This window comes from Streptomyces sp. KR80 (genome assembly GCF_052245555.1).
Classification (GTDB): domain Bacteria; phylum Actinomycetota; class Actinomycetes; order Streptomycetales; family Streptomycetaceae; genus Streptomyces.
The window spans coordinates 106005-123864 of the sequence record NZ_JBQQCD010000003.1; the positions used below are offsets into that span (position 1 = coordinate 106005).

Sequence of the window (17860 nt, forward strand, 5' to 3'; positions counted from 1 at the left end):
CCGGCCCGGCCGCGGTCCGGGCCCAGGATTCCGGACCTCGGCGACCGGGGCGGCCCGTCCGAGCACCCCGGACACGAAAGGGCCCCTCACGCACCCACCAGAGCCCACTTACCCTTGCTGCCTTCCGGCCCTGGGGGAGTTCGGTGAGATAGCGCCACGTGAGGGGCTGACCCCCACCTTAGCGGATCGGAGAGGGTGGGGGCGCCCCGGGCGGAGCCTGGGAACGAGTTCGCGAGCACTGTTCGCCGTCTTGTATTGTTTGCCGCGGAGGATTCGCCTAGAGGCCTAGGGCGCACGCTTGGAAAGCGTGTTGGGGGCAACCCCTCACGAGTTCGAATCTCGTATCCTCCGCCACGGCTGAACAGCCGAAACGAAGGCCCCGACCGCTGAGCGGTCGGGGCCTTCGTCGCACCGTGGTTGCAGTTTCGGTTGCAGTTGCCGCGATCTGACGGGCATACACCGGCGGGCAGCCAGCGTCGACGGCCACCGAGAAGGCCAGGGCCACCGGGCAGGCTGACGGCGGGGTCCGGGCCACGGAGGAGTCTGCCGAGGCCCGGGTGCCCACGTTGTCTAAACGAGCTGTAGCCGCGTAAGGCACGTGCTCGGTGTGGGCGAGGATGGACGCGAGAATGAGACGCTGGCGCGGTACGGATCGCCGGCCCGAGCCCCTTGACGATTGCCTCACCTCTGGGCAGGGACAGCAGCAGCGCCGCCAGCCCGAATCCGGTGGTCAGGCCGTCGTCGCCGCGGTAACCGCCGCTGCCGCTCCCTAGACAGGCCCTGTCCTCATATCCCCGCCTGCCCCGCGAACCAGCTCGCGCGGGCGTGCCCCGACGATTCCCCTCGCCCGCCCGTCGGGCGGGCGAGGGGAATGGGACAACAGGACCTGGCCCCGGACCCGGACGAGGCGGTTGCCTACGGCGTCGTGACCTTCACCGGTTCGGTGTCGGCCGCGCTGTGCCGGTCGGCCCAGTTCTCCAGCGCCGTGCGGCATGCGTGGTCCAGGTGGTGCAGCCCGGATAGGTCCAGCTCGATCGGCCGGTCCTGGGGCAGCGCTTCCAGGCTGTCGAGGATCTTCGGCAGGCGCAGGAAGGTCGCGTTGCCTGACAGGTACGCCTGGATGGGGCCAGCGCCCTTGTCGATGACCTCGAGTTTGACGTGGGAGGCTTCCCAGGCGGTCTTGGCGACGGACAGCGCCAGACCGATCAGCACGCCCTCGAACATGTTCACCGCGACGATCGCCACGGCCGTGACCACCAGGATCAGCGCCTCACCGCGGTGCGCCCGCCACAGCGGCACGATCTGCCGGAACGGGATCAGCTTCCAGCCCGCGTGCACGAGGATGCCTGCCAGGGCGGGAATCGGGATCAGCGCCAGGGCGGACGGCAGCGCGGCGGCGAACAGCAGCAGCCACACGCCGTGCAGCACACGCGACGCCTTGGTCTTCGCGCCCGCGTTGACGTTGGCGGAGCTGCGCACGATCACCGCGGTCATCGGCAGCGCGCCGAGCAGACCGCACACCGTGTTGCCCGCGCCCTGGGCGATCATCTCCTTGTTGTACTGGGTGCGCGGACCGTCGTGCAGCCGGTCCACGGCCGCCGCGCTGAACAGGCTTTCCGCCGAGGCGATCAGCGCGAACGCGATGATGGTGCCCCAGATGGCCGGGTTGGCCAGCTCACCGAAGGCTTCGGACCCGGGCGGCTGGATGACGCCGAGCAGCCCCTCCACCTCGACCGTGGCGACCGGCAGGCTGAAGGCGAGCGTGGCGACCGTGGCCAGCATGACCGCCGCGAGGGCGCCGGGCACGGCCTGCGCCTTCTTCGGCATCTTCTTCCACAGCACGATGACGGCGATGGTGCCCGCGCCGATCGCGAGCGAGGCCAGAGCCTCACTGTTGCCCAGGGCGTCGACGAACGCCCCCGGGAGCCCCACGAGCTTGCCGATACCGGTCTCCGGGGCCTTCAGGCCCGAAGCCGCGTAGATCTGGCCGGCGATGATCACTAGACCGATGCCGCAGAGCATGCCCTCGACGACGGAGACGGATATCGCCCGGAACCAGTGGCCCACCTTGAGGAAGCCCATGGCGAGCTGGAGCAGTCCGGCGATCAGCACGATGACGCCGAGGGTGGACACCCCGAACTCGCGGACGGCCTCGAAGACCAGCACGGTCAGGCCCGCTGCGGGCCCGGACACCTGGAGGCTGCTGCCGGGCATGAGCCCGGTGACGATGCCGCCCACGATGCCGGTGACGAGCCCGAGCTCTGCCGGGACACCGGAGGCGACCGCCACACCGACGCATAGCGGCACGGCGACCAGGAAGACGACGATGGAGGCGGCGAAGTCCTGCCGCAGATGAGGGAACTTGGACATGGCGGTCACCAGTCCCCTCAGAGCGTCTCGAACTTGTCAGACTCCGCGCGGTGTTCCCGCACGGCCCCGGTGTGCACCTCGTAGTACCAGCCGCGCACCCGCAGCCGCCCCTCAGCCAACCCCTTCTCCACACAGGGGTAGGAGCGCAGGCGGAGCAGCTGGGCAAGCACGTGGTGCTGCACGGCCGCGGCGACCACAGGGTCGCCCGGGTCGGCTGACGCCGGCTTGTCCGCGGCATGCGCGAGCCAGTCGCGGACGGCGGGGACGGCGTCGAGGTCGTCACCGCGCACCAGCGCACCGACGGCACCGCAGTGCGAGTGGCCGCACACGACGATGTCCTCAACGCCGAGCACCTCCACGGCGTACTCGATGGTGGCGGCCTCGGAGGTGGGGCGCTCGGAGGCGTACGGGGGGACGATGTTGCCCGCGGTGCGCAGCTCGAACAGCTCGCCGGGCCGGGCGCCCGTGATCAGGGCCGGTACGATCCGGGAGTCGGAACAGGTGATGAACAGGACCTGCGGGGACTGGCCCTCGGCGAGCTTGGCGAACTCCTCAGGGCGCTGTCCGAACGTGCGGGCGTTGTCGATGAGGGGCTGCATGCGTGGTGATTCCTCCTGGCGCGCCGTGCGGGCGCGTCGGACGGGCAGGACAAATGTGGGGGGGAAACTGGTCCGCTGTCAGCAGCGGAAGACCTGGAGTGCGGCCGGAACGTGGGCTGTTGAGGATCTCGACGAGCGGAGGTGCCCTGTACGGGGCGCGACCGTTATCTCCGCGGCGGCCGGAACCTGCGCCGCCAGCAGGGGGCGCTCGGAAGGCTGGGGCGCGGAGTCTGCGGCAGCGCGATGCTGGTCGAGGGTGCGCAAGGGCCGGGCTGGGCCGCCGAAGTAGCCGACATCGTGATAGGTGACGGCCTCGTGCAGCGTTGTCCCAGAGGGTTCGATTCCGGACTGGGGTTCGGCCTCAGCATGACGGGCCGCGTGCGCCAGTGCGAAGGGCGCCGCGGGTGATGAGAATGGGAGGGCGAGCAGGACGGCGGCGAGAACCGCAAGCACGGTCCGGGCCGTCGCACCTCGGAACATGCACCCCTCCAGGCAGTTCACACCTCTTGCGCGTGCCAAATGTTAGTCAATGGCTGGTCAAGAAACACGTTAACCCGACGAGGTTGCGTGCCGGGTTAACTCAACGTTTCGAGCTGGAGAGAGCCCGAAAGGCGCGGGTTAGATGGCGTGAACTGGCTCTTGACCCGGTGGTGTTGATCGGCTAGCCGATCGACGAGCCGCCTCGCGGCCCGGGTCAACGCGGTGAGCTAGAAGAACTCCTGAAGTCCTCGTGCCTTAGCTGCCCTTCAGCATCTCCACGCTGAACAGCTCGTCGAAGGGCAAGTCCGAGGCCAGGGACCGCTACTCCACCATCGCCGAGCCGGTCCGCGGGCACGATGAGCAGCAGGGCCTCGGCTTCCAAGTACAAGGGCAGACCGCCCAGGACCTTCACCTGCCCGAGCGCCGTGAGATCAAGAAGATCGCCAAGTCGAAGCCGACCGAGCACGGCTTGCCGTTCTCAACCTGCAGCCGGGCCAAGCTGGCCGACTTCCTGATGGCCGAGGGGGTCGTCGATGACATCAGCCAAGAGGGCCTGCGCAACCGCCTCCGCGAAGAAGGCGTCTCCTTTCGACCCACTGTGGAGTCGAGTGCCGAGCGAAGGGAGCGACGACATCGCCCTGGTCGTCGTCGGCCGGTGAACCGTTCAGGCGCCCGGTCCCTAGGCAGCCGCTTCGCTCGGCAGACCCCGGGCCGTGACGAGTCGGGCGCTGCCGTCGGCCAGCCGGTAGGAAAGGCCCACCACGGCCGTCTGTCCGGTGGTGACCTGGTCGGCGAGCACCCGGGAGCGGTCCAGGAGGAGGTCTACAGTGTGCCGGATGTGCTCGGCGATGATGTCGTCGTCCGTTGTGAGCCCGGCGGCACGGGCGGCCAGGACGCTGGGCGTGACGCGCTCGATGACATCACGTACGTACCCGGTGGTGCTGCCGAGGCCGTCGGCAAGGGCGGCGCGGGTGGCCGCGACCGCGCCGCACGAGTCGTGGCCGAGGACCACGACCAGCGGGCATTCCAGCACGCTCACGGCGTACTCGATGCTGCCGAGCACCTCCGGCCCCGCCACGTGGCCTGCGGTGCGGACCACGAACAGGTCACCCAGGCCCCGGTCGAAGATGATCTCGGCGGCCAGGCGTGAGTCGGAGCAGCCGAAGAGAACGGCGAACGGGCGCTGGCCGGGGGCGGTCTCGGCGCGGCGCGCGGCGTCCTGGTTCGGGTGCTGTGGCGCGCCCGCGACGAAACGCTGGTTGCCGGCCAGCAGCAGCTCGAAGGCTTCAGACGGAGTCGGGAGCTGGGCGTCAGTCATGGTCGCAGGTTACGACCAGGCCCAGCTCGCTACTGCGCGGGGGTCCGCCAAAGGAGGTGCGGGTGCGTCGGCCGGGGGCTGAGCGTCGTCGTGTCGCTGGGTATCCCCAGGCGCCGGGCGGCGGCGGCTTCAAGGCGCAGCCTCAGCGCGCGGCGAACCGGGGCACCCCGGTAGGGCCAATCGTCAGCGGGCACCTGCGCAGCGTCCGGCGGCCTGCCGTAGACGCGCTGTTCACCGTGCACCGCCACACAGTCCACAACGACGCCGTCGCGATCACGGCGCCCGCCGAACGGGGGTCTTGACGGGCTCACTTCCTTGTGTTGACCGCCGGTGGACGACCATCCCACCCACGTCCCGGACCTGATGGTCTTCGTGGTCCCCTCCTGGCCGTCCGCCGTCGGCGTGCCCGGTGCGACGCGCCGACCGGACGGCGGTAGGGCGCTCCGCGCGTGGGTCGTATCTCTGACGTAGCGTGCAGGCCGGAGGTGAGCGGTGCTCGAACTTGATGGGCTGACCTGGGGCGCCACGATCGCCCTGATCGTCGCGCTGCTCGCCGTGGACCTGGTCCTGGCCGCCGCCCGCCCGCACCGCGTCGGATTCCGTGAGGCCACCGCCTGGTCCGTTTTCTACGTGCTGGTCGCGGTCCTGTTCGGCGTGTGGTTCGCGGCTCGGCACGGGGGCGACTTCGGCACCGAGTACTTCGCCGGCTACCTCGTCGAGAAGAGCCTCTCGGTCGACAACCTGTTCGTCTTCGTCATCATCATGACGACCTTCGCCGTACCGGAGGAGCACCAGCACAAGGTGCTGACCTTCGGCATCGCGCTCGCCCTCGTCATGCGCGCCGTCTTCATCGCCCTCGGCGCGACGCTGCTGTCGCTGTTCTCCTTCGTCTTCCTGCTGTTCGGGCTGCTGCTGATCTACACCGCCGTGCAGCTGTACCGGCACCGCAACGAGGACCCGGACGTCGAGGACAACGCCGTGGTACGCACCGCCCGCCGGATCCTGCCGATCCGGGACGAGTACGTGGACGGGCGGATCTTCACCCGGCTCGACGGCCGCCGCATGGTCACCCCGCTGTTCCTCGTCCTACTCGCCATCGGCAGCATCGACCTGCTGTTCGCGCTCGACTCCATCCCCGCGGTCTTCGGCGTCACCGAGGAGCCGTACATCGTCTTCGTCGCCAACGCCTTCGCGCTCCTCGGCCTGCGCGCCCTGTACTTCCTGGTCAAGGGCCTACTGGACCGGCTGGTATACCTGTCGACCGGGCTGGCGCTCATCCTGGGCTTCATCGGGGTCAAGCTGATCCTCCACTGGGCCCACGAGGACATCGACCAGGCGGTGCCGGAGATTTCAACCCCGGTGAGCCTGCTGGTAATCGCCGCCGTGCTGCTCGTCGTGACCGTCACAAGCCTGGCGAAGACCCGCCGCGATCCAACGGTGACCGCGCACGCGGGAGCGCTGCACAGCCACCGGCCGACGGGCGAACCCCCGAACCGCTCTCCCGAGCCGGGGCGACCGACCGGCGACTGACCCTGGCACGGCTCCCGGGCGCCCACCACCCGTCCTGACCACGAGGATGGGCCATAACCGTACCTGGACTCTCCATCCAGGGACGCGCATCCGGGTGAGGTCCGCCCTGGGTCAGGTGCCCATGCGGGCAATCATCCGAATGATGTTGCGGTCTGAGGCCGGGAGGCGACCGGATGCGCTGACCGATGCAGGCCCGCACGCTGGCACGCGCTCAGTCGTTGCATCCGAGATGGTTCCCGCCCACGCCCGTGCCGTCCAGCCCTCACCCCCCACCCCGGCTGGACGGCACGGGCATACATCGCGCCGGACCGCGCTCCCGGCAACCAAGAGTTCGGGTGCGGTTGTAGGGCAGCTGAGACGGGCTGGCCCAACGAGTCGCTGTGTCGCTGACGACCTGGGACGGAAGAGTTCCCACGGGGACCTACCCTTCGAAGGCCCGGCCAGGCTTCTGGTCGGGCCTTCGACAGGTCCTGCTAAATGGTGATCACCACTCATCGGTGTCGCCGTACCTCTCAGGATGTTTCGCGCGGTCGACAGCCTGAGCACCCGTGGTGTTTTCAGCCGTGCTCCCCTACGACGGAATGCCTTCGGCTGGTGTACAGCAGCGGAAGCCTGTGTCGTCGTCCATCATCTGGGCGCTGGCGTCGTTGAAGGCTGAGGGGGTCGCGCGGGAGAACGGGCTGGTGAAGGCGCCTGCCTTGAGTTCGTAGCGGTCTGGTTCGGACTGGGTGGAGCTCCATTCCCAGGTATTGCCGCACAGGTCGTAGACGCCGTACGGGCTGACGCCGCTGTGATAGTGGCTGACCGGCGTGGTCTTCCCGATGCCGGACTCCCGGCTGTTGCACTTGGCCGGGGTGGGCTGGTTGCCCCACGGGTACACGTCTCCGAGCGGTCCTCGGGCTGCTTTCTCCCACTGCTGGCTGGTGGGGAGTTCCTTGCCTGCCCATGCTGCGTAGGCACTGGCGTCATGCCAGGTGACGAACACGACCGGGTGGTCGTACAGGCTGTCCGGGCATCTGCCCTTCGGCCAGTGCTGTGGGGGCCGGTGACTGGTGGCTGCGACGAAGCGCGAGTAGTCCGAGTTCGTCACCGGGAAGACGTCGATGTAGTAGCCCGGCAGCCAGACGGGCGTGTTTCCCGGCCCGCACAGGAAGATCCCGGCCCCTACGAGGGCCATCTGTTTGCCGTCGCCTGGATGCCTGATCTGGTGCTGCTTGGGCAACCCTGAGGCGCCGTCTGCCCGTTGGTCGGGGAGAACGGTCGTCAGCGAGGTGGTGAGGCTGACGAATCGTTCATGGACCTCTGGGCTGGAGACGGCCAGCGACGTATCGAGGGCGGCCTGGTTGACCGGGCGGGGCTGGATCGCGTCGCCCTTGGCCTCCCACTTGGAGACCATCCGGTCGCTCACCCCCAGGTGGGCGGCGAATGCCTCGATGCTCATCCGTTTCGCCTGCCGTAGCGCCCGGACTTCCACTCCGGTCCACCGTTCTACGGTCGCTACCGGCTACATCCCCCCTCAGTCAGTCTCCTCCATCCACTGCGGCTGCCGATGGCTAGAGATCGTCGCCGGGCAATTTGGTGTACTCCTTGCGCAGCAGGTCGTTCAGCGGGTGGGTCTGGGGCAGTGTGAGCTCGTCCAGACCGCTGATCACCCGCACGCCGATGGCGGCGTTGGTGGCGAATGCCGCGTCGAAGCTTGCGACGTCGGACAGTTTCACCGAGGCACTGGTGTGGTCGTGGACCTGTTGGAGCAGTTCCATGGTGGTGCCGACCAAGCACTCCGCGTCCGGCCAGATGACCTGCTCGCCCTTGATGAAGCCGATGTTCCAGGTGCCGCCTTCGGAGATGACGGACTGCTCGTCGACGAACAGTGCATCGTCGAAGCCCGCCCGCTGGGACTCGCGTCGGTGCCGCAGCGAGCCGAACAGGCCGACGCTCTTCACTTCAGGCATGTCACGGGTGTAGACGACGCAGCGGACTCGCAGCGGCGGCAGCGGGAGGTGGCCGGCCGGGCGTGTGGTTACGAGCACCTGGGGATGGGCGTCAGACCCTATGTGCCCCATGTCCAAAGACGGGTCGAAGATGGTCACCCGTACGACCCTGGACCCGCCGGCGGGCATGGCGCGGCGGGCGAACTCCCGGACGCGCTCGACGTCGAGGTCGACGCCGAAGACGGCCCGGCAGTCTCGGACCAGCCGGTCGAGGTGCAACGACAGGCCGCGGACCTTGCCGTTGTCCACGCGCATCGAAGTGAAGTGCCCGTAGTTGGTCAGGGCCAGCGCCTGGAGCTCGTCCAGGCTGATCGGCTTGCCGTTCAGTTCCGCCATGCGTCCCAGCTTCGCACCTACCGGCTGACGCAATGGAGCAGATCGGCCCACCCAAGCCGCGAAGTTCGGTGAAAGTTCAGGGCCGGGGCAGTGTGAGGACGTACCGGCGGCATCACGTACGGCGCCAGCCTAGTCACACACCGTTTGCGACGTCACCGGCCCCGCTCGTGGACCGTCCTGAGCAGCACACGTGCTCGCCGGTCATGAGGGTCGTAACGGAGAACCAGCCGACTGTCACCACCCCCAGTCCCAACCTGGGAGGCACCCGTGTCACAAGCACGCCCCGGCATCAGCCAGCTGGCGCTGGCCGACACCCCCAACGCCGTGGCCTCGGCCCGGCGGCACGCCGTCGATGTCCTGCGCCACTGGCAGGTCGCACCCGACCTCGTCGAAACAGCGCGGCTTCTGGTGTCCGAACTGACCACCAACGCGATACGGCACCCGAAGCCGGACAGGAACACCTCCTCGGACTCACTGCTGTCCACGGTCCGCACCGTCACTGTGACGCTGCGGCTGGACGCCTGGCGCCTGCTGCTGATGGTTCAGGACAACGACCGTCGCCCGCCTGTGGTCAAGACCGTCGGCGAGGCGGCCGAGAACGGACGGGGCCTGTTCCTGGTCGGCTGCATGAGCACCAGATGGGGCTACTACCACCCGACACCGCGGCCGGGGAAGGTCGTCTGGGCCGAGCTATCGCTCGGCCCGATCACAGACCGCCCTTCCTCCGACCCTGGCGAGAAGCAGCCACCGCCCCTCCTCCTGGCCCGCGCCCTCGACGGCCTGCGAGGGCTGCGAGTGGCGTCGCGCGCCATCAGGCAGCCGCACACGTCCGTGCAGCTTGCGTGAACCCCATGAACGAGTGGCCGACGCTGATCACCTCCCCGCAGCGCAAGGCCACTCCGAGCGCCCCGCCGCCGTACAAGGACTGGATGACCGGTGAGTCCCGAGCTCTGCTCCGACGGCGGGGCCGCTCGACCACAACACCCCCTGCTAAGGCGTCCCGAAGCCGATCCCGAAGGAGACCACCGCCATGGTTCAGGTGACCGACGGAGCCACCCGGTATGCCAGGCGTATCGCCGCCCGGCCTCAGACGCTCGTCCTCCAGCCGACCAGCTTCTGCAACCTGGACTGCCGCTACTGCTACCTCCCAGCACGCGACCAGAAGAACCACATGACGGTCGAGGTCGCCTCCGCCGTGGCCCACTCGGCCGCGGACCTGATCGATGCCAAAGCCGGCCAGCCTCTGGGTGTGGTCTGGCACGCGGGCGAGCCTCTGGCCCTGGGCATACGCCGGTTCACCGAGCTGGTCGCGCCCTTCGAGCAGCTGCGCAAGGCCAGGCTGCTGCGCCACTATGTGCAGACCAACGCCACCCTCCTCACCGACGCCTGGTGCGACATCCTCAGTGCGTACGGGTTCCGGGTCGGGGTGAGCATCGACGGCCCTGCCACCCTGGCCACTCAGCGGGTGGACCGCCACGGCCGGTCCGCCTTCGCCCGGATCATGAAGGGCATCCAGCGGCTGCGCGAGCGGAACATCGCCTTCTCCGTCATCGCCGTGGTCAGCCAGCAGAGCATCGACCAGCCCGAGGCGCTGCTGGACTTCTTCGCCGACCTCGGCTGCGACACGGTGGGCCTGAACATCGAGGAAACCGAAGGCATCAACACCAACCGGCAACCCCCGTCGCGCGATCAGGCCATCGAGTTCTGGCAGCACGCCATCGCATGGAAGCGCCGCCACCCAGGCGGCCCGGCCATACGGGAGCTGGACCGTCTCGGCGACTACCTCCGCACGGTGCGCAGCGGTCACCGTGACCAGTGGGACGCCCGCCGCCTGGACCCCATCCCCACCATCTCCGCAGCTGGTGAGGTGGGCTGCTCTCGCCCGAGCTGGCCGGCACCACCGACCCGGCCTACGACGACTTCTGGGCCGGAAACGTATGCGAGCAGTCCATCGCCGCCATGCTGGAGCGCGCGCATCGACTGCGCTACGTACGGGAATTCCTCACCGGCCTGGACCAGTGCGAGGCCACCTGCGAGTTCTTCGACTTCTGCCGGGGAGCGCAGGCAGGCAAATCGCTACTTCGAGAACGGCAGCCTGGCCACAACTGAGACGAACTACTGCCGCGTCTCCCAACAAGCCCTGGTCATGGCCCTGTCCGACACCGTCAGAAAGGAAGCAGCCGCATGACCCTTCTGGAACAGCTCGCCGCTATCGGCGCTCCGGCCATCACCGAACTGATCAACCCAATCACGCAGCCGGGCATGTCCATGGGCGGCCCGTGGGACAACAGGCCCACGTGGGACAACTGGAACCAGGGCCCGGCCCAGCCCTGGGACAACCAGCCGACCTGGGACAACTGGAACAAGAAGTCGATCTCCACATACCAGCCGGTGGCGCGCCCCACCTCACCGGACGGGCGCGCCACCAACCATCAGCCAGACCCTGCCAACCAGGATGGATCGCATGGAAACCCGCACCTTCGGCCGCTCCACCGTGACCCTGCCCAGCCTCAGCGAGCCCGGTATCTACCTGTCCAACGTCGCCTCACTCGAAAGCGGCCGGGGCACCGTCCAGGACTTCACTTACGCCGACGCCGACGTACGCGACCTTGACCTGACCAGCGCCCACCTCATCACAGGCCGCGTGACCCACCTGCACGCCCAGCGCACGCACCTCCACGACGTACGCATCGACTCCGTCGAATTCAAGGACAGCAATCTCGGCTCAGCTCAGTGGACGGACAGCAAGCTCTCCCGGACCGTCTTCCGCGCCTGCAAGCTCATGGGGGCCAACCTGACCGGCCTCACCCTGGACAACGTCCTGTTCGAGAACTGCAAGTTGGACTACGCCACCTTCGACCGCGTCCGGGTCGCCGGCCCCGTGGTCTTCTCCAAGTGCGCCCTCACCGAAGCCAGCTTCACCAGCTGCGACCTGAGCCGCGCCATCTTCGACGACTGCGTTCTGCGCCTCACCGAGTTCGGGCACGGCACGTACCAGGACTGCGACCTGCGCGGCAACGACCTCTCCACGCTGCGCGGCATCGCCATGCTGAACAAGGTCATCATCGACCGGGCCCAGCAGACCCAGCTCGCTGAGGCGCTCACCGCCGAGCTGGACATCACCTTCGGCGAAGACCTCGACGACGAGCAGTAAGTACTCGCGGGAGGGATGGCCCGGCATGAACCTGCACATCGCCTTCAAGGACTACGCCGCGCTACGGCAACGCTGCGAAGTAGCCCCCGTACGGACCGCCGACGATAACCCCCACTACGAAGACGGAGCCGTCATCCCCGCCGGAGACTGGCAGCCGCTCGACCCCGATCTCGCAGAGCGGCTCCGCCCCAACGAGGAGACCCTCGCCAGCACACTCGTCGAACTGGTGAAACTCCCAGACAACGAGCACCTCACGCCTGAACAGATCATCTACGTGGCAACCGGGCTCACCCCACAGGCATCCAACCGCACCGACTACCTCGGCCGCGCAGCCAGCGCACCCAAGATGCTCACCACAACCATCAACCCGGCCAGCAACCGACGCATCGGCCTGCACGTCGACAACTGGGACCGACTGCCCAACGCCACCAGAAGCCTGTCCCGCCGCCGCTTGTGCATCAACCTCGGCCCCGGAACCCGCTACCTCCTCCTCGCACACCTAACCATCCAATCCATATCCCGCACCCTCCACCCAGGCCCCAACCATGCCGACCGGTGTCCCCCCACCGACGACGTACGCCGCTACGTCGCCGAAGGCCGCCCCCTGCACTGCCAGCGAATCCGCCTGGAACCAGGCGACGGCTACATCGCCCCCACCGAGCTGCTACCCCACGAGGGATCAACCGACGACCAGCCACAGCTCTCCACGGCAGCCTTCTGGCTCGGCCGATGGCCACGACGAGTCCTTGGCTCCCTGGTGTAGACGTACGGCAGCCGCCCCCGGGACCGTTCAGCAGCGGCTGCCTTCACGACGCACCGCATGTGGGAGCTAGCGGTCGTGGAAACGGTCGACCGTCGGCTGACCGAATCGTCGGATCCCCCACTGCCTGCCCGCCTCGGTGCTGGGCAGACTGCCCGGCATGACCGAGACCGCGCCGCCCTCCGATCAGACCGCCCTCGATGAGGCGCGGTGGCTGACGCCGGGGGTGCGGGGGATCGGCTCCGCGAGCTTCCTCGCCGATGTCGGGCACGAGATCCCGACCGCCCTGCTGCCGTCGCTACTGACCTCCACTCTTGGAGCCCCCGCCGCCGTCCTCGGCACGATCGAGGGCGTTTCTGACGCGCTGGCGGGGGCGGCCCGTTTCGGCGGCGGCGTGCTCGCCGACGATCCGGCCCGCCGCCGGAAGGTCGCCGTCGGTGGCTACGCCACCACCGCCGTGCTCGGAGCCGCGACTGCTGGCGCCACCGCGGTGTGGCAGGTTGGCGTGCTGCGGGCCGCCGCGTGGACCGCCCGCGGCCTGCGCGTACCGGCCCGCAACGCGCTGTTGGCGGACATCGTGCCGGCGAAGGCGTACGGGCGGGCGTACGGGTTCGAGCGGATGATGGACAACCTCGGTGCGATCTTCGGGCCGCTGCTCGCGCTCGCCCTGGTCGCCACCGTGGGTGTGCAGTGGGCGATCGGATTGTCAGTGATCCCCGGGCTGCTGGCAGCCGGGGCGATCGTCTACGCGATCCGGCACACGCCAAGGCCGGCCAGCCGGGACAAAGTCCCGCTGAAGATCCGTATCCGGCCCGTGCTGCGGGGCGACTTGGGCAGGCTAATGGCCGCCGTCGCGGCGTTCGAGGTCGGCAACGTCGCCGCCACCCTGCTGATCCTGCGGGCCACGGACTTGCTAGCTCCCTCGCGCGGCATGCAGGCCGCGACCACCATCGCGCTGGGCCTGTATACCGCCTACAACATCGCGGCCACCATCGCTTCGGTGCCGGCCGGGCGGTTGGCGGACCGGCTCGGCGCCCGTGGCCCGGTCCTGGTGCTGGCCGGTGGCGTCGCCGCGTTCGCCGCGGCGTACGGGATGTTCGCCGTGACCGGCGCCGTCGTGGCTGTACTGGCGGTGCCGTTCGTGCTGGCCGGGGTGGGGATCGGGGCGGTGGAGACCGCCCAGCACTCCGCGGTGGCCGCGCTCGCCCCGGCTGACCTGCGTGGCTCGGCGTTCGGGCTGCTCGCCACCGTCCAGTCGCTGGGCAACCTCACCGCCTCCACCGTCGCGGGCGTGCTGTGGAGCACCGTCTCCCCAACGGCCGCGTTCGGCTATCTCGCGGCGTGGATGGCCCTCGCCCTGGCCGGTCTGCTGGCCGTCGCCCGCCGCCCGGCCACTGATTGTGCCGTTTACGAACGGCGAACCGAGTGACAAGTAGCTCAGCGTGATGCTCAGGCCGTGAACTCGACGGCGTCGTCCTCGATGATGGGGGGCGGCTAGGAACGGACCAGAGAACCGGGGTTACTGTCAAAATCTTTGACGCCATGTGAGTTGGCTCTGATTCCTCAACTTCCGCAACCCGTCCGAAGTCCCGCGTGAACGCCGATCAGGCGAGCATGAGCGCCAACGGAGATCGTCACGCAGATGCGGTTGCAGTATTAGCCGGCACGTCCGTTGCATGCAGGTGACGGCGCCACTCAAGGCGGACGCGCTGTCACTGGACTGGCCTGGGACGGCGGTAGCGTTCCTGGTAGCCAGGTTCCGCGCGCCATCGAGGAGTACCACCAGTGGTCCCCATGACCTTCGCTCAGATCGCCGACGTCGTCGGCGGCACGCTGCACGACGCCGACGACGCGGACATGCAGGTCACAGCGGGGATGGACTACGACTCGCGCGACGTCCGATTGGGTGGGATCTTCCTCGCGCTGGCCGGCGAGCGCGTCGACGGGCACGACTTTGCCGCCGATGCCGTGAAGGGCGGCAGCGCACTGGTTCTCGCCACGAGGCCGGTCGGCGTGCCGGCTGTCGTCGTCGACGACGTCCTGGCCGCAGCCGGCGCCCTCGCCTCGCACCTGGCCGCCCGCCTGACGGCGCGGTTCATCGGGATCACGGGCAGCAGCGGCAAGACCAGCACCAAGGACCTGACCGCCCACGTGCTCGCCGCCGCCGGGCCCACGGTCGCCACGATCGGCAGCCACAACTCCGAGATCGGCACCCCGGAGACCGTCTCCCGCGCGGACGAGGCGACCCGGTTCCTGGTGCTGGAGATGGGCGCTCGCGGTATCGGCCACCTGCGGCAGCTGACCGGCATGGTCCCACTCGACGTCGCCGCCGTACTCAACGTCGGTACCGCCCACCTGGGCGAATTCGGCAGCAGGGATGCCATCGCCCAGGCCAAGGGCGAGCTGGTCGAGGACCTGCGGCCCGAAGGGCTCGCCGTCCTCAACGTGGAGGATGCGGCCGTGCGCGCGATGGCCTCGCGCACCCGGGCACACGTCGTGCTGACCGGCCGCGACCTCCAGGCGCACATCCGGGCCGAGCACGTCGAGCTCGACGACAAGGGCCGCGCCCGCTTCAAGCTGGTCACCCCCGAGGGCCGCGCCGACGTCGCGCTGCACCTGGTCGGCGAGCACCACGTGGCCAACGCGCTGACCGCCGCCGCCATCGGCCGGGAGGCGGGCCTGAGCGTCGACCAGCTCGCCGTCCGGCTTTCTACCGCCCGCCCCGCGTCCCGGTGGCGGATGGAGGTGACCGAGCGCCCCGACGGGGTGACCGTGGTCAACGACGCGTACAACGCCAACCCCGACTCCATGCGCGCCGCCCTCATGGCCCTGGCCGCCATGTCCCGCGGCCGGCGGGCCGTCGCCGTGCTGGGCGAGATGCGGGAGCTGGGAGCTGACAGCGAGCGCGAGCACGCCCGGCTCGGCGAGTTGGTAGCCGAGCTCGGTATCGCGCACCTGATCACCGTCGGCCGCACGGAAGCCCGGTGCATCGAGCAGGCAGCCCGGCACGGCGGGGTCGACGCCGTCCGCGTCGCGGACCAGGACGCCGCCTTCGCCGAGCTGCGGCAGCGGCTGCGGCCCGGCCACGTGGTGCTGGTGAAAGCCTCCCGCGACGCCGATCTGCAGACCCTCGCGGAGAAGGTCGCCCGGGCCGGCGACGGTGCCGGCGTCGATGCGCACGATCACGTAGCGTGACTGGGGCGGGTTGGCGAGCGCGGCGGCCGAACGGCCCGTACGACCGGGCGCCGCGCCGGGGAAGGGAGTGCAAGCCGCTAGGTAACCACCGGGTCCGGCTCGTTGAAGGCGGCCGCGGAGGAGTGCCTCGCGTAGGTCCGCATCGGCCAGGGCCGGTCCCGAGGGACGTTTATGCCGGAAGCCTCACTCGCCCCGGAAGCGGTTGATGGCATCGATGTGCTTGGCGCGCAGCTCGTGGTCGGTGACGCCGAGGCCGTCCTCGGGCGCGAGGCAGAGCACGCCGACCTTGCCCTGATGCTTGTTGTGGTGCACGTCGAGGGCGGCCTGGCCGGTCTCGGCCAGGGTGTAGGTCTTCGACAGGGTCGGGTGGATCTTGCCCTTGGCGATCAGGCGGTTGGCCTCCCACGCCTCGCGGTAGTTGGCGAAGTGCGAGCCGACGATCCGCTTGAGCGACATCCACAGGTAGCGGTTGTCGTACTCGTGCATGTAGCCGGAGGTCGAGGCGCAGGTGGTGATGGTGCCGCCCTTGCGGGTGACGTAGACGGACGCGCCGAAGGTCTCGCGGCCGGGGTGCTCGAAGACGATGTCGATGTCCTCGCCGCCGGTGAGCTCGCGGATGCGCTTGCCGAAGCGCTTCCACTCCTTCGGGTCCTGGGTGCGCTCGTCCTTCCAGAACTTGTAGCCCTCGGCGTTGCGGTCGATGATCGCCTCGGCGCCCATCGCGCGGCAGATCTCCGCCTTCTGCGGGGAGGAGACGACGCAGATCGGGTTGGCGCCGCCGGCCAGCGCGAACTGGGTGGCGTACGACCCGAGGCCGCCGCTCGCGCCCCAGATCAGCACGTTGTCGCCCTGCTTCATGCCGGCGCCGTTGCGCGAGACCAGCTGGCGGTAGGCGGTCGAGTTGACCAGGCCGGGGGCCGCCGCCTCCTCCCAGCTGAGGTGCCGGGGCTTGGGCATGAGCTGGTTGGACTTGACCAGCGCGATCTCGGCGAGGCCGCCGAAGTTGGTCTCGAAGCCCCAGATGCGCTGCTGGGGGTCGAGCATGGTGTCGTTGTGGCCGTCGGCCGACTCCAGCTCCACCGACAGGCAGTGGGCGACGACCTCGTCACCGGGGCGCCAGGAGTTGACGCCCGGGCCGGTGCGGAGCACGACGCCTGCGAGGTCGGAGCCGATGACGTGGTACGGCAGGTCGTGCCGCTTGGTGAGCGGCGACAGCTTGCCGTACCGCTCCAGGAAGCCGAAGGTCGACAGCGGCTCGAAGATCGAGGTCCAGACGGAGTTGTAGTTCACCGAGCTGGCCATGACGGCGACGAGCGCCTCACCGGGCCCCAGTTCGGGCACGGGCACGTCGTCGACGTGCAGCGACTTGCGCGGGTCCTTCTCACGGGTGGACAGGCCGGCGAACATGTCGACCTCGTCCTTGTGCACGGTCACCGCGCGGTAGGACTCTGGGAGCTCCAGCGCCGTGTAGTCGGCGGCGGTGGTGTCCGGGTTCTGGATCGCGGCGAGGATTTCCTTCATGGCTGCCATGGCTGCCTCCGGTGGCGTACCTGCTGAGGGATGCAGGGTGCGTCAGTGGGACGGGGGGCTGTCTGGTGGTGCGGGGTCGCCGGGAGCGGACAACGGCTACGCCGGCGGTGATGCTGAAGCTGCGGTTCTGGCTTGCGCCTGCGCAGAGGTGGCGCGCGGGCGGCAGGTCGTGGCGCGCCGGGGTGGGGAGCGGCGCCGCGACCAGCGGGTAACAACGTACTGGCACTCCGTGTCGGTAGAAAAGACACTGCGTGCCACCAGCGCGCCGATGTCACGTGAGTGTCATCACGTTGCAATACGGCTCCCTCATGGCCTGTCCTCGCGGCCGAACGCGCTCCTTGTGGCTTTGAGCCGTGGGGCCGTCCGGGGCCTGGCCCGGGAGGTTTTGGTGCGGCTGCCGGACGGGCCGCCGTCGCGCGGACATTGCGAAACCCCCGCCGGAATCGGGGCGGGGGTCAGGCGTCGCGGTTGGACGGGCCCGCTCCCGGGGACGGTGCAGGTCCTCGACGGCGGAGCCGGGTGTGCGCGGCAATGATCGGCGGCGCCGCGTGCGCCGCCGCGCGAATCCACCCGGCACCCGCGCCCGGGGGCGGTGAG

Annotated in this window: 14 protein-coding genes, 1 tRNA gene, 1 other RNA gene and 2 pseudogenes; 11 read left to right on the forward strand and 7 right to left on the reverse strand. The window is 69.2% G+C overall.

Annotated elements, in window-relative coordinates; translation table 11 throughout:
• Positions 1-75 precede the first annotated feature (75 nt).
• Positions 76-170, reverse strand: an RNA gene (gene ffs / locus ACTWQI_RS05850) — signal recognition particle sRNA small type.
• Between the two features lie 96 nt (positions 171-266).
• Here ffs and ACTWQI_RS05855 point away from each other — a divergent pair.
• A tRNA-Ser gene (locus ACTWQI_RS05855) sits at positions 267-354 on the forward strand.
• A gap of 561 nt (positions 355-915) precedes the next feature.
• Here ACTWQI_RS05855 and ACTWQI_RS05860 read toward each other — a convergent pair.
• Both ACTWQI_RS05860 and ACTWQI_RS05865 read right to left on the reverse strand, forming a co-directional pair.
• A complete protein-coding gene (locus ACTWQI_RS05860) occupies positions 916-2370 on the reverse strand; it encodes a SulP family inorganic anion transporter (protein WP_443268104.1) in 1455 nt (484 codons plus the stop codon).
• Positions 2371-2387: 17 nt separating this feature from the next.
• Positions 2388-2969 carry a carbonic anhydrase gene (locus ACTWQI_RS05865; RefSeq protein WP_443268106.1) on the reverse strand — a complete coding sequence of 194 codons (582 nt, stop codon included), beginning with the start codon at positions 2967-2969 and terminating at the stop codon, positions 2388-2390.
• Between the two features lie 860 nt (positions 2970-3829).
• On the opposite strand from ACTWQI_RS05865, the pseudogene ACTWQI_RS05870 reads away from it, so the two are divergent.
• Together ACTWQI_RS05870 and ACTWQI_RS05875 are read left to right on the forward strand one after the other, a co-directional pair.
• A pseudogene (locus ACTWQI_RS05870) lies at positions 3830-4041 on the forward strand (IS630 family transposase); the annotation flags it as partial.
• Positions 3983-4108 carry a hypothetical protein gene (locus ACTWQI_RS05875; RefSeq protein ID WP_443268108.1) on the forward strand — a complete coding sequence of 42 codons (126 nt, stop codon included), beginning with the start codon at positions 3983-3985 and terminating at the stop codon, positions 4106-4108. The pseudogene ACTWQI_RS05870 and the gene ACTWQI_RS05875, both read left to right, overlap by 59 nt.
• A gap of 20 nt (positions 4109-4128) precedes the next feature.
• Here the strand turns inward: ACTWQI_RS05875 and ACTWQI_RS05880 are convergent, their stop codons facing one another.
• Positions 4129-4767 carry a carbonic anhydrase gene (locus ACTWQI_RS05880; RefSeq protein WP_443268110.1) on the reverse strand — a complete coding sequence of 213 codons (639 nt, stop codon included), beginning with the start codon at positions 4765-4767 and terminating at the stop codon, positions 4129-4131.
• 492 nt (positions 4768-5259) lie between these two features.
• Here ACTWQI_RS05880 and ACTWQI_RS05885 point away from each other — a divergent pair, with 492 nt between their 5' ends.
• Positions 5260-6297, forward strand: a complete 1038-nt coding sequence (locus tag ACTWQI_RS05885; protein ID WP_443268112.1) for a TerC family protein — start codon at positions 5260-5262, stop codon at positions 6295-6297.
• Positions 6298-6868: 571 nt separating this feature from the next.
• Here ACTWQI_RS05885 and ACTWQI_RS05890 read toward each other — a convergent pair.
• Positions 6869-7771, reverse strand: coding sequence for an SUMF1/EgtB/PvdO family nonheme iron enzyme (locus tag ACTWQI_RS05890; protein ID WP_443268113.1), 903 nt, complete (start codon positions 7769-7771; stop codon positions 6869-6871).
• A gap of 79 nt (positions 7772-7850) precedes the next feature.
• The gene (locus tag ACTWQI_RS05895) at positions 7851-8624 is read right to left on the reverse strand and encodes an aminotransferase class IV family protein (RefSeq protein ID WP_443268115.1); all 774 of its coding nucleotides are present in this window, start codon (positions 8622-8624) and stop codon (positions 7851-7853) included.
• A 267-nt stretch (positions 8625-8891) separates the two neighbouring features.
• Between ACTWQI_RS05895 and ACTWQI_RS05900 the strand changes: the two genes are divergently transcribed.
• The 7 genes and pseudogenes from ACTWQI_RS05900 (at position 8892) to ACTWQI_RS05930 (ending at position 15733) form a co-directional block, all read left to right on the forward strand.
• Positions 8892-9470 (forward strand): ATP-binding protein, encoded by a 579-nt coding sequence (locus ACTWQI_RS05900; RefSeq protein WP_443268117.1) that lies wholly within the window; start codon positions 8892-8894, stop codon positions 9468-9470.
• A 184-nt stretch (positions 9471-9654) separates the two neighbouring features.
• On the forward strand, positions 9655-10812 hold the full coding sequence (locus tag ACTWQI_RS05905) for a radical SAM protein (RefSeq protein ID WP_443268119.1): 1158 nt from the start codon (positions 9655-9657) through the stop codon (positions 10810-10812).
• Positions 10809-10982 (forward strand): annotated as a pseudogene (gene amcA, locus ACTWQI_RS05910) (multiple cyclophane-containing RiPP AmcA); the annotation flags it as partial. The gene ACTWQI_RS05905 and the pseudogene amcA, both read left to right, overlap by 4 nt.
• 106 nt (positions 10983-11088) lie before the next feature.
• A complete protein-coding gene (locus ACTWQI_RS05915) occupies positions 11089-11778 on the forward strand; it encodes a pentapeptide repeat-containing protein (protein WP_443268120.1) in 690 nt (229 codons plus the stop codon).
• A gap of 25 nt (positions 11779-11803) precedes the next feature.
• Positions 11804-12541 carry a hypothetical protein gene (locus ACTWQI_RS05920; RefSeq protein WP_443268122.1) on the forward strand — a complete coding sequence of 246 codons (738 nt, stop codon included), beginning with the start codon at positions 11804-11806 and terminating at the stop codon, positions 12539-12541.
• Positions 12542-12698: 157 nt separating this feature from the next.
• The gene (locus ACTWQI_RS05925) at positions 12699-13967 is read left to right on the forward strand and encodes an MFS transporter (protein WP_443268124.1); all 1269 of its coding nucleotides are present in this window, start codon (positions 12699-12701) and stop codon (positions 13965-13967) included.
• Positions 13968-14323: 356 nt separating this feature from the next.
• Positions 14324-15733 (forward strand): UDP-N-acetylmuramoyl-tripeptide--D-alanyl-D-alanine ligase, encoded by a 1410-nt coding sequence (locus tag ACTWQI_RS05930; RefSeq protein WP_443268126.1) that lies wholly within the window; start codon positions 14324-14326, stop codon positions 15731-15733.
• Between the two features lie 183 nt (positions 15734-15916).
• On the opposite strand, the gene ccrA is transcribed toward ACTWQI_RS05930, so the two are convergent.
• Positions 15917-17254, reverse strand: a complete 1338-nt coding sequence (ccrA, locus tag ACTWQI_RS05935) for a crotonyl-CoA carboxylase/reductase (RefSeq protein ID WP_443268646.1) — start codon at positions 17252-17254, stop codon at positions 15917-15919.
• Positions 17255-17860: the final 606 nt, after the last annotated feature.

Excerpts from the sequence above, each read along its gene's own strand:
- ACTWQI_RS05860 (WP_443268104.1), bottom strand. The coding sequence starts at position 2,370 with ATGTCCAAGTTCCCTCATCTGCGGCAGGACTTCGCCGCCTCCATCGTC.
- ACTWQI_RS05865 (WP_443268106.1), bottom strand. The coding sequence starts at position 2,969 with ATGCAGCCCCTCATCGACAACGCCCGCACGTTCGGACAGCGCCCTGAG.
- ACTWQI_RS05875 (WP_443268108.1), top strand. The coding sequence starts at position 3,983 with ATGACATCAGCCAAGAGGGCCTGCGCAACCGCCTCCGCGAAGAAGGCG.
- ACTWQI_RS05880 (WP_443268110.1), bottom strand. The coding sequence starts at position 4,767 with ATGACTGACGCCCAGCTCCCGACTCCGTCTGAAGCCTTCGAGCTGCTG.
- ACTWQI_RS05895 (WP_443268115.1), bottom strand. The coding sequence starts at position 8,624 with ATGGCGGAACTGAACGGCAAGCCGATCAGCCTGGACGAGCTCCAGGCG.
- ACTWQI_RS05905 (WP_443268119.1), top strand. The coding sequence starts at position 9,655 with ATGGTTCAGGTGACCGACGGAGCCACCCGGTATGCCAGGCGTATCGCC.
- ACTWQI_RS05915 (WP_443268120.1), top strand. The coding sequence starts at position 11,089 with ATGGAAACCCGCACCTTCGGCCGCTCCACCGTGACCCTGCCCAGCCTC.
- ACTWQI_RS05920 (WP_443268122.1), top strand. The coding sequence starts at position 11,804 with ATGAACCTGCACATCGCCTTCAAGGACTACGCCGCGCTACGGCAACGC.
- ACTWQI_RS05925 (WP_443268124.1), top strand. The coding sequence starts at position 12,699 with ATGACCGAGACCGCGCCGCCCTCCGATCAGACCGCCCTCGATGAGGCG.
- ccrA (WP_443268646.1), bottom strand. The coding sequence starts at position 17,254 with ATGAAGGAAATCCTCGCCGCGATCCAGAACCCGGACACCACCGCCGCC.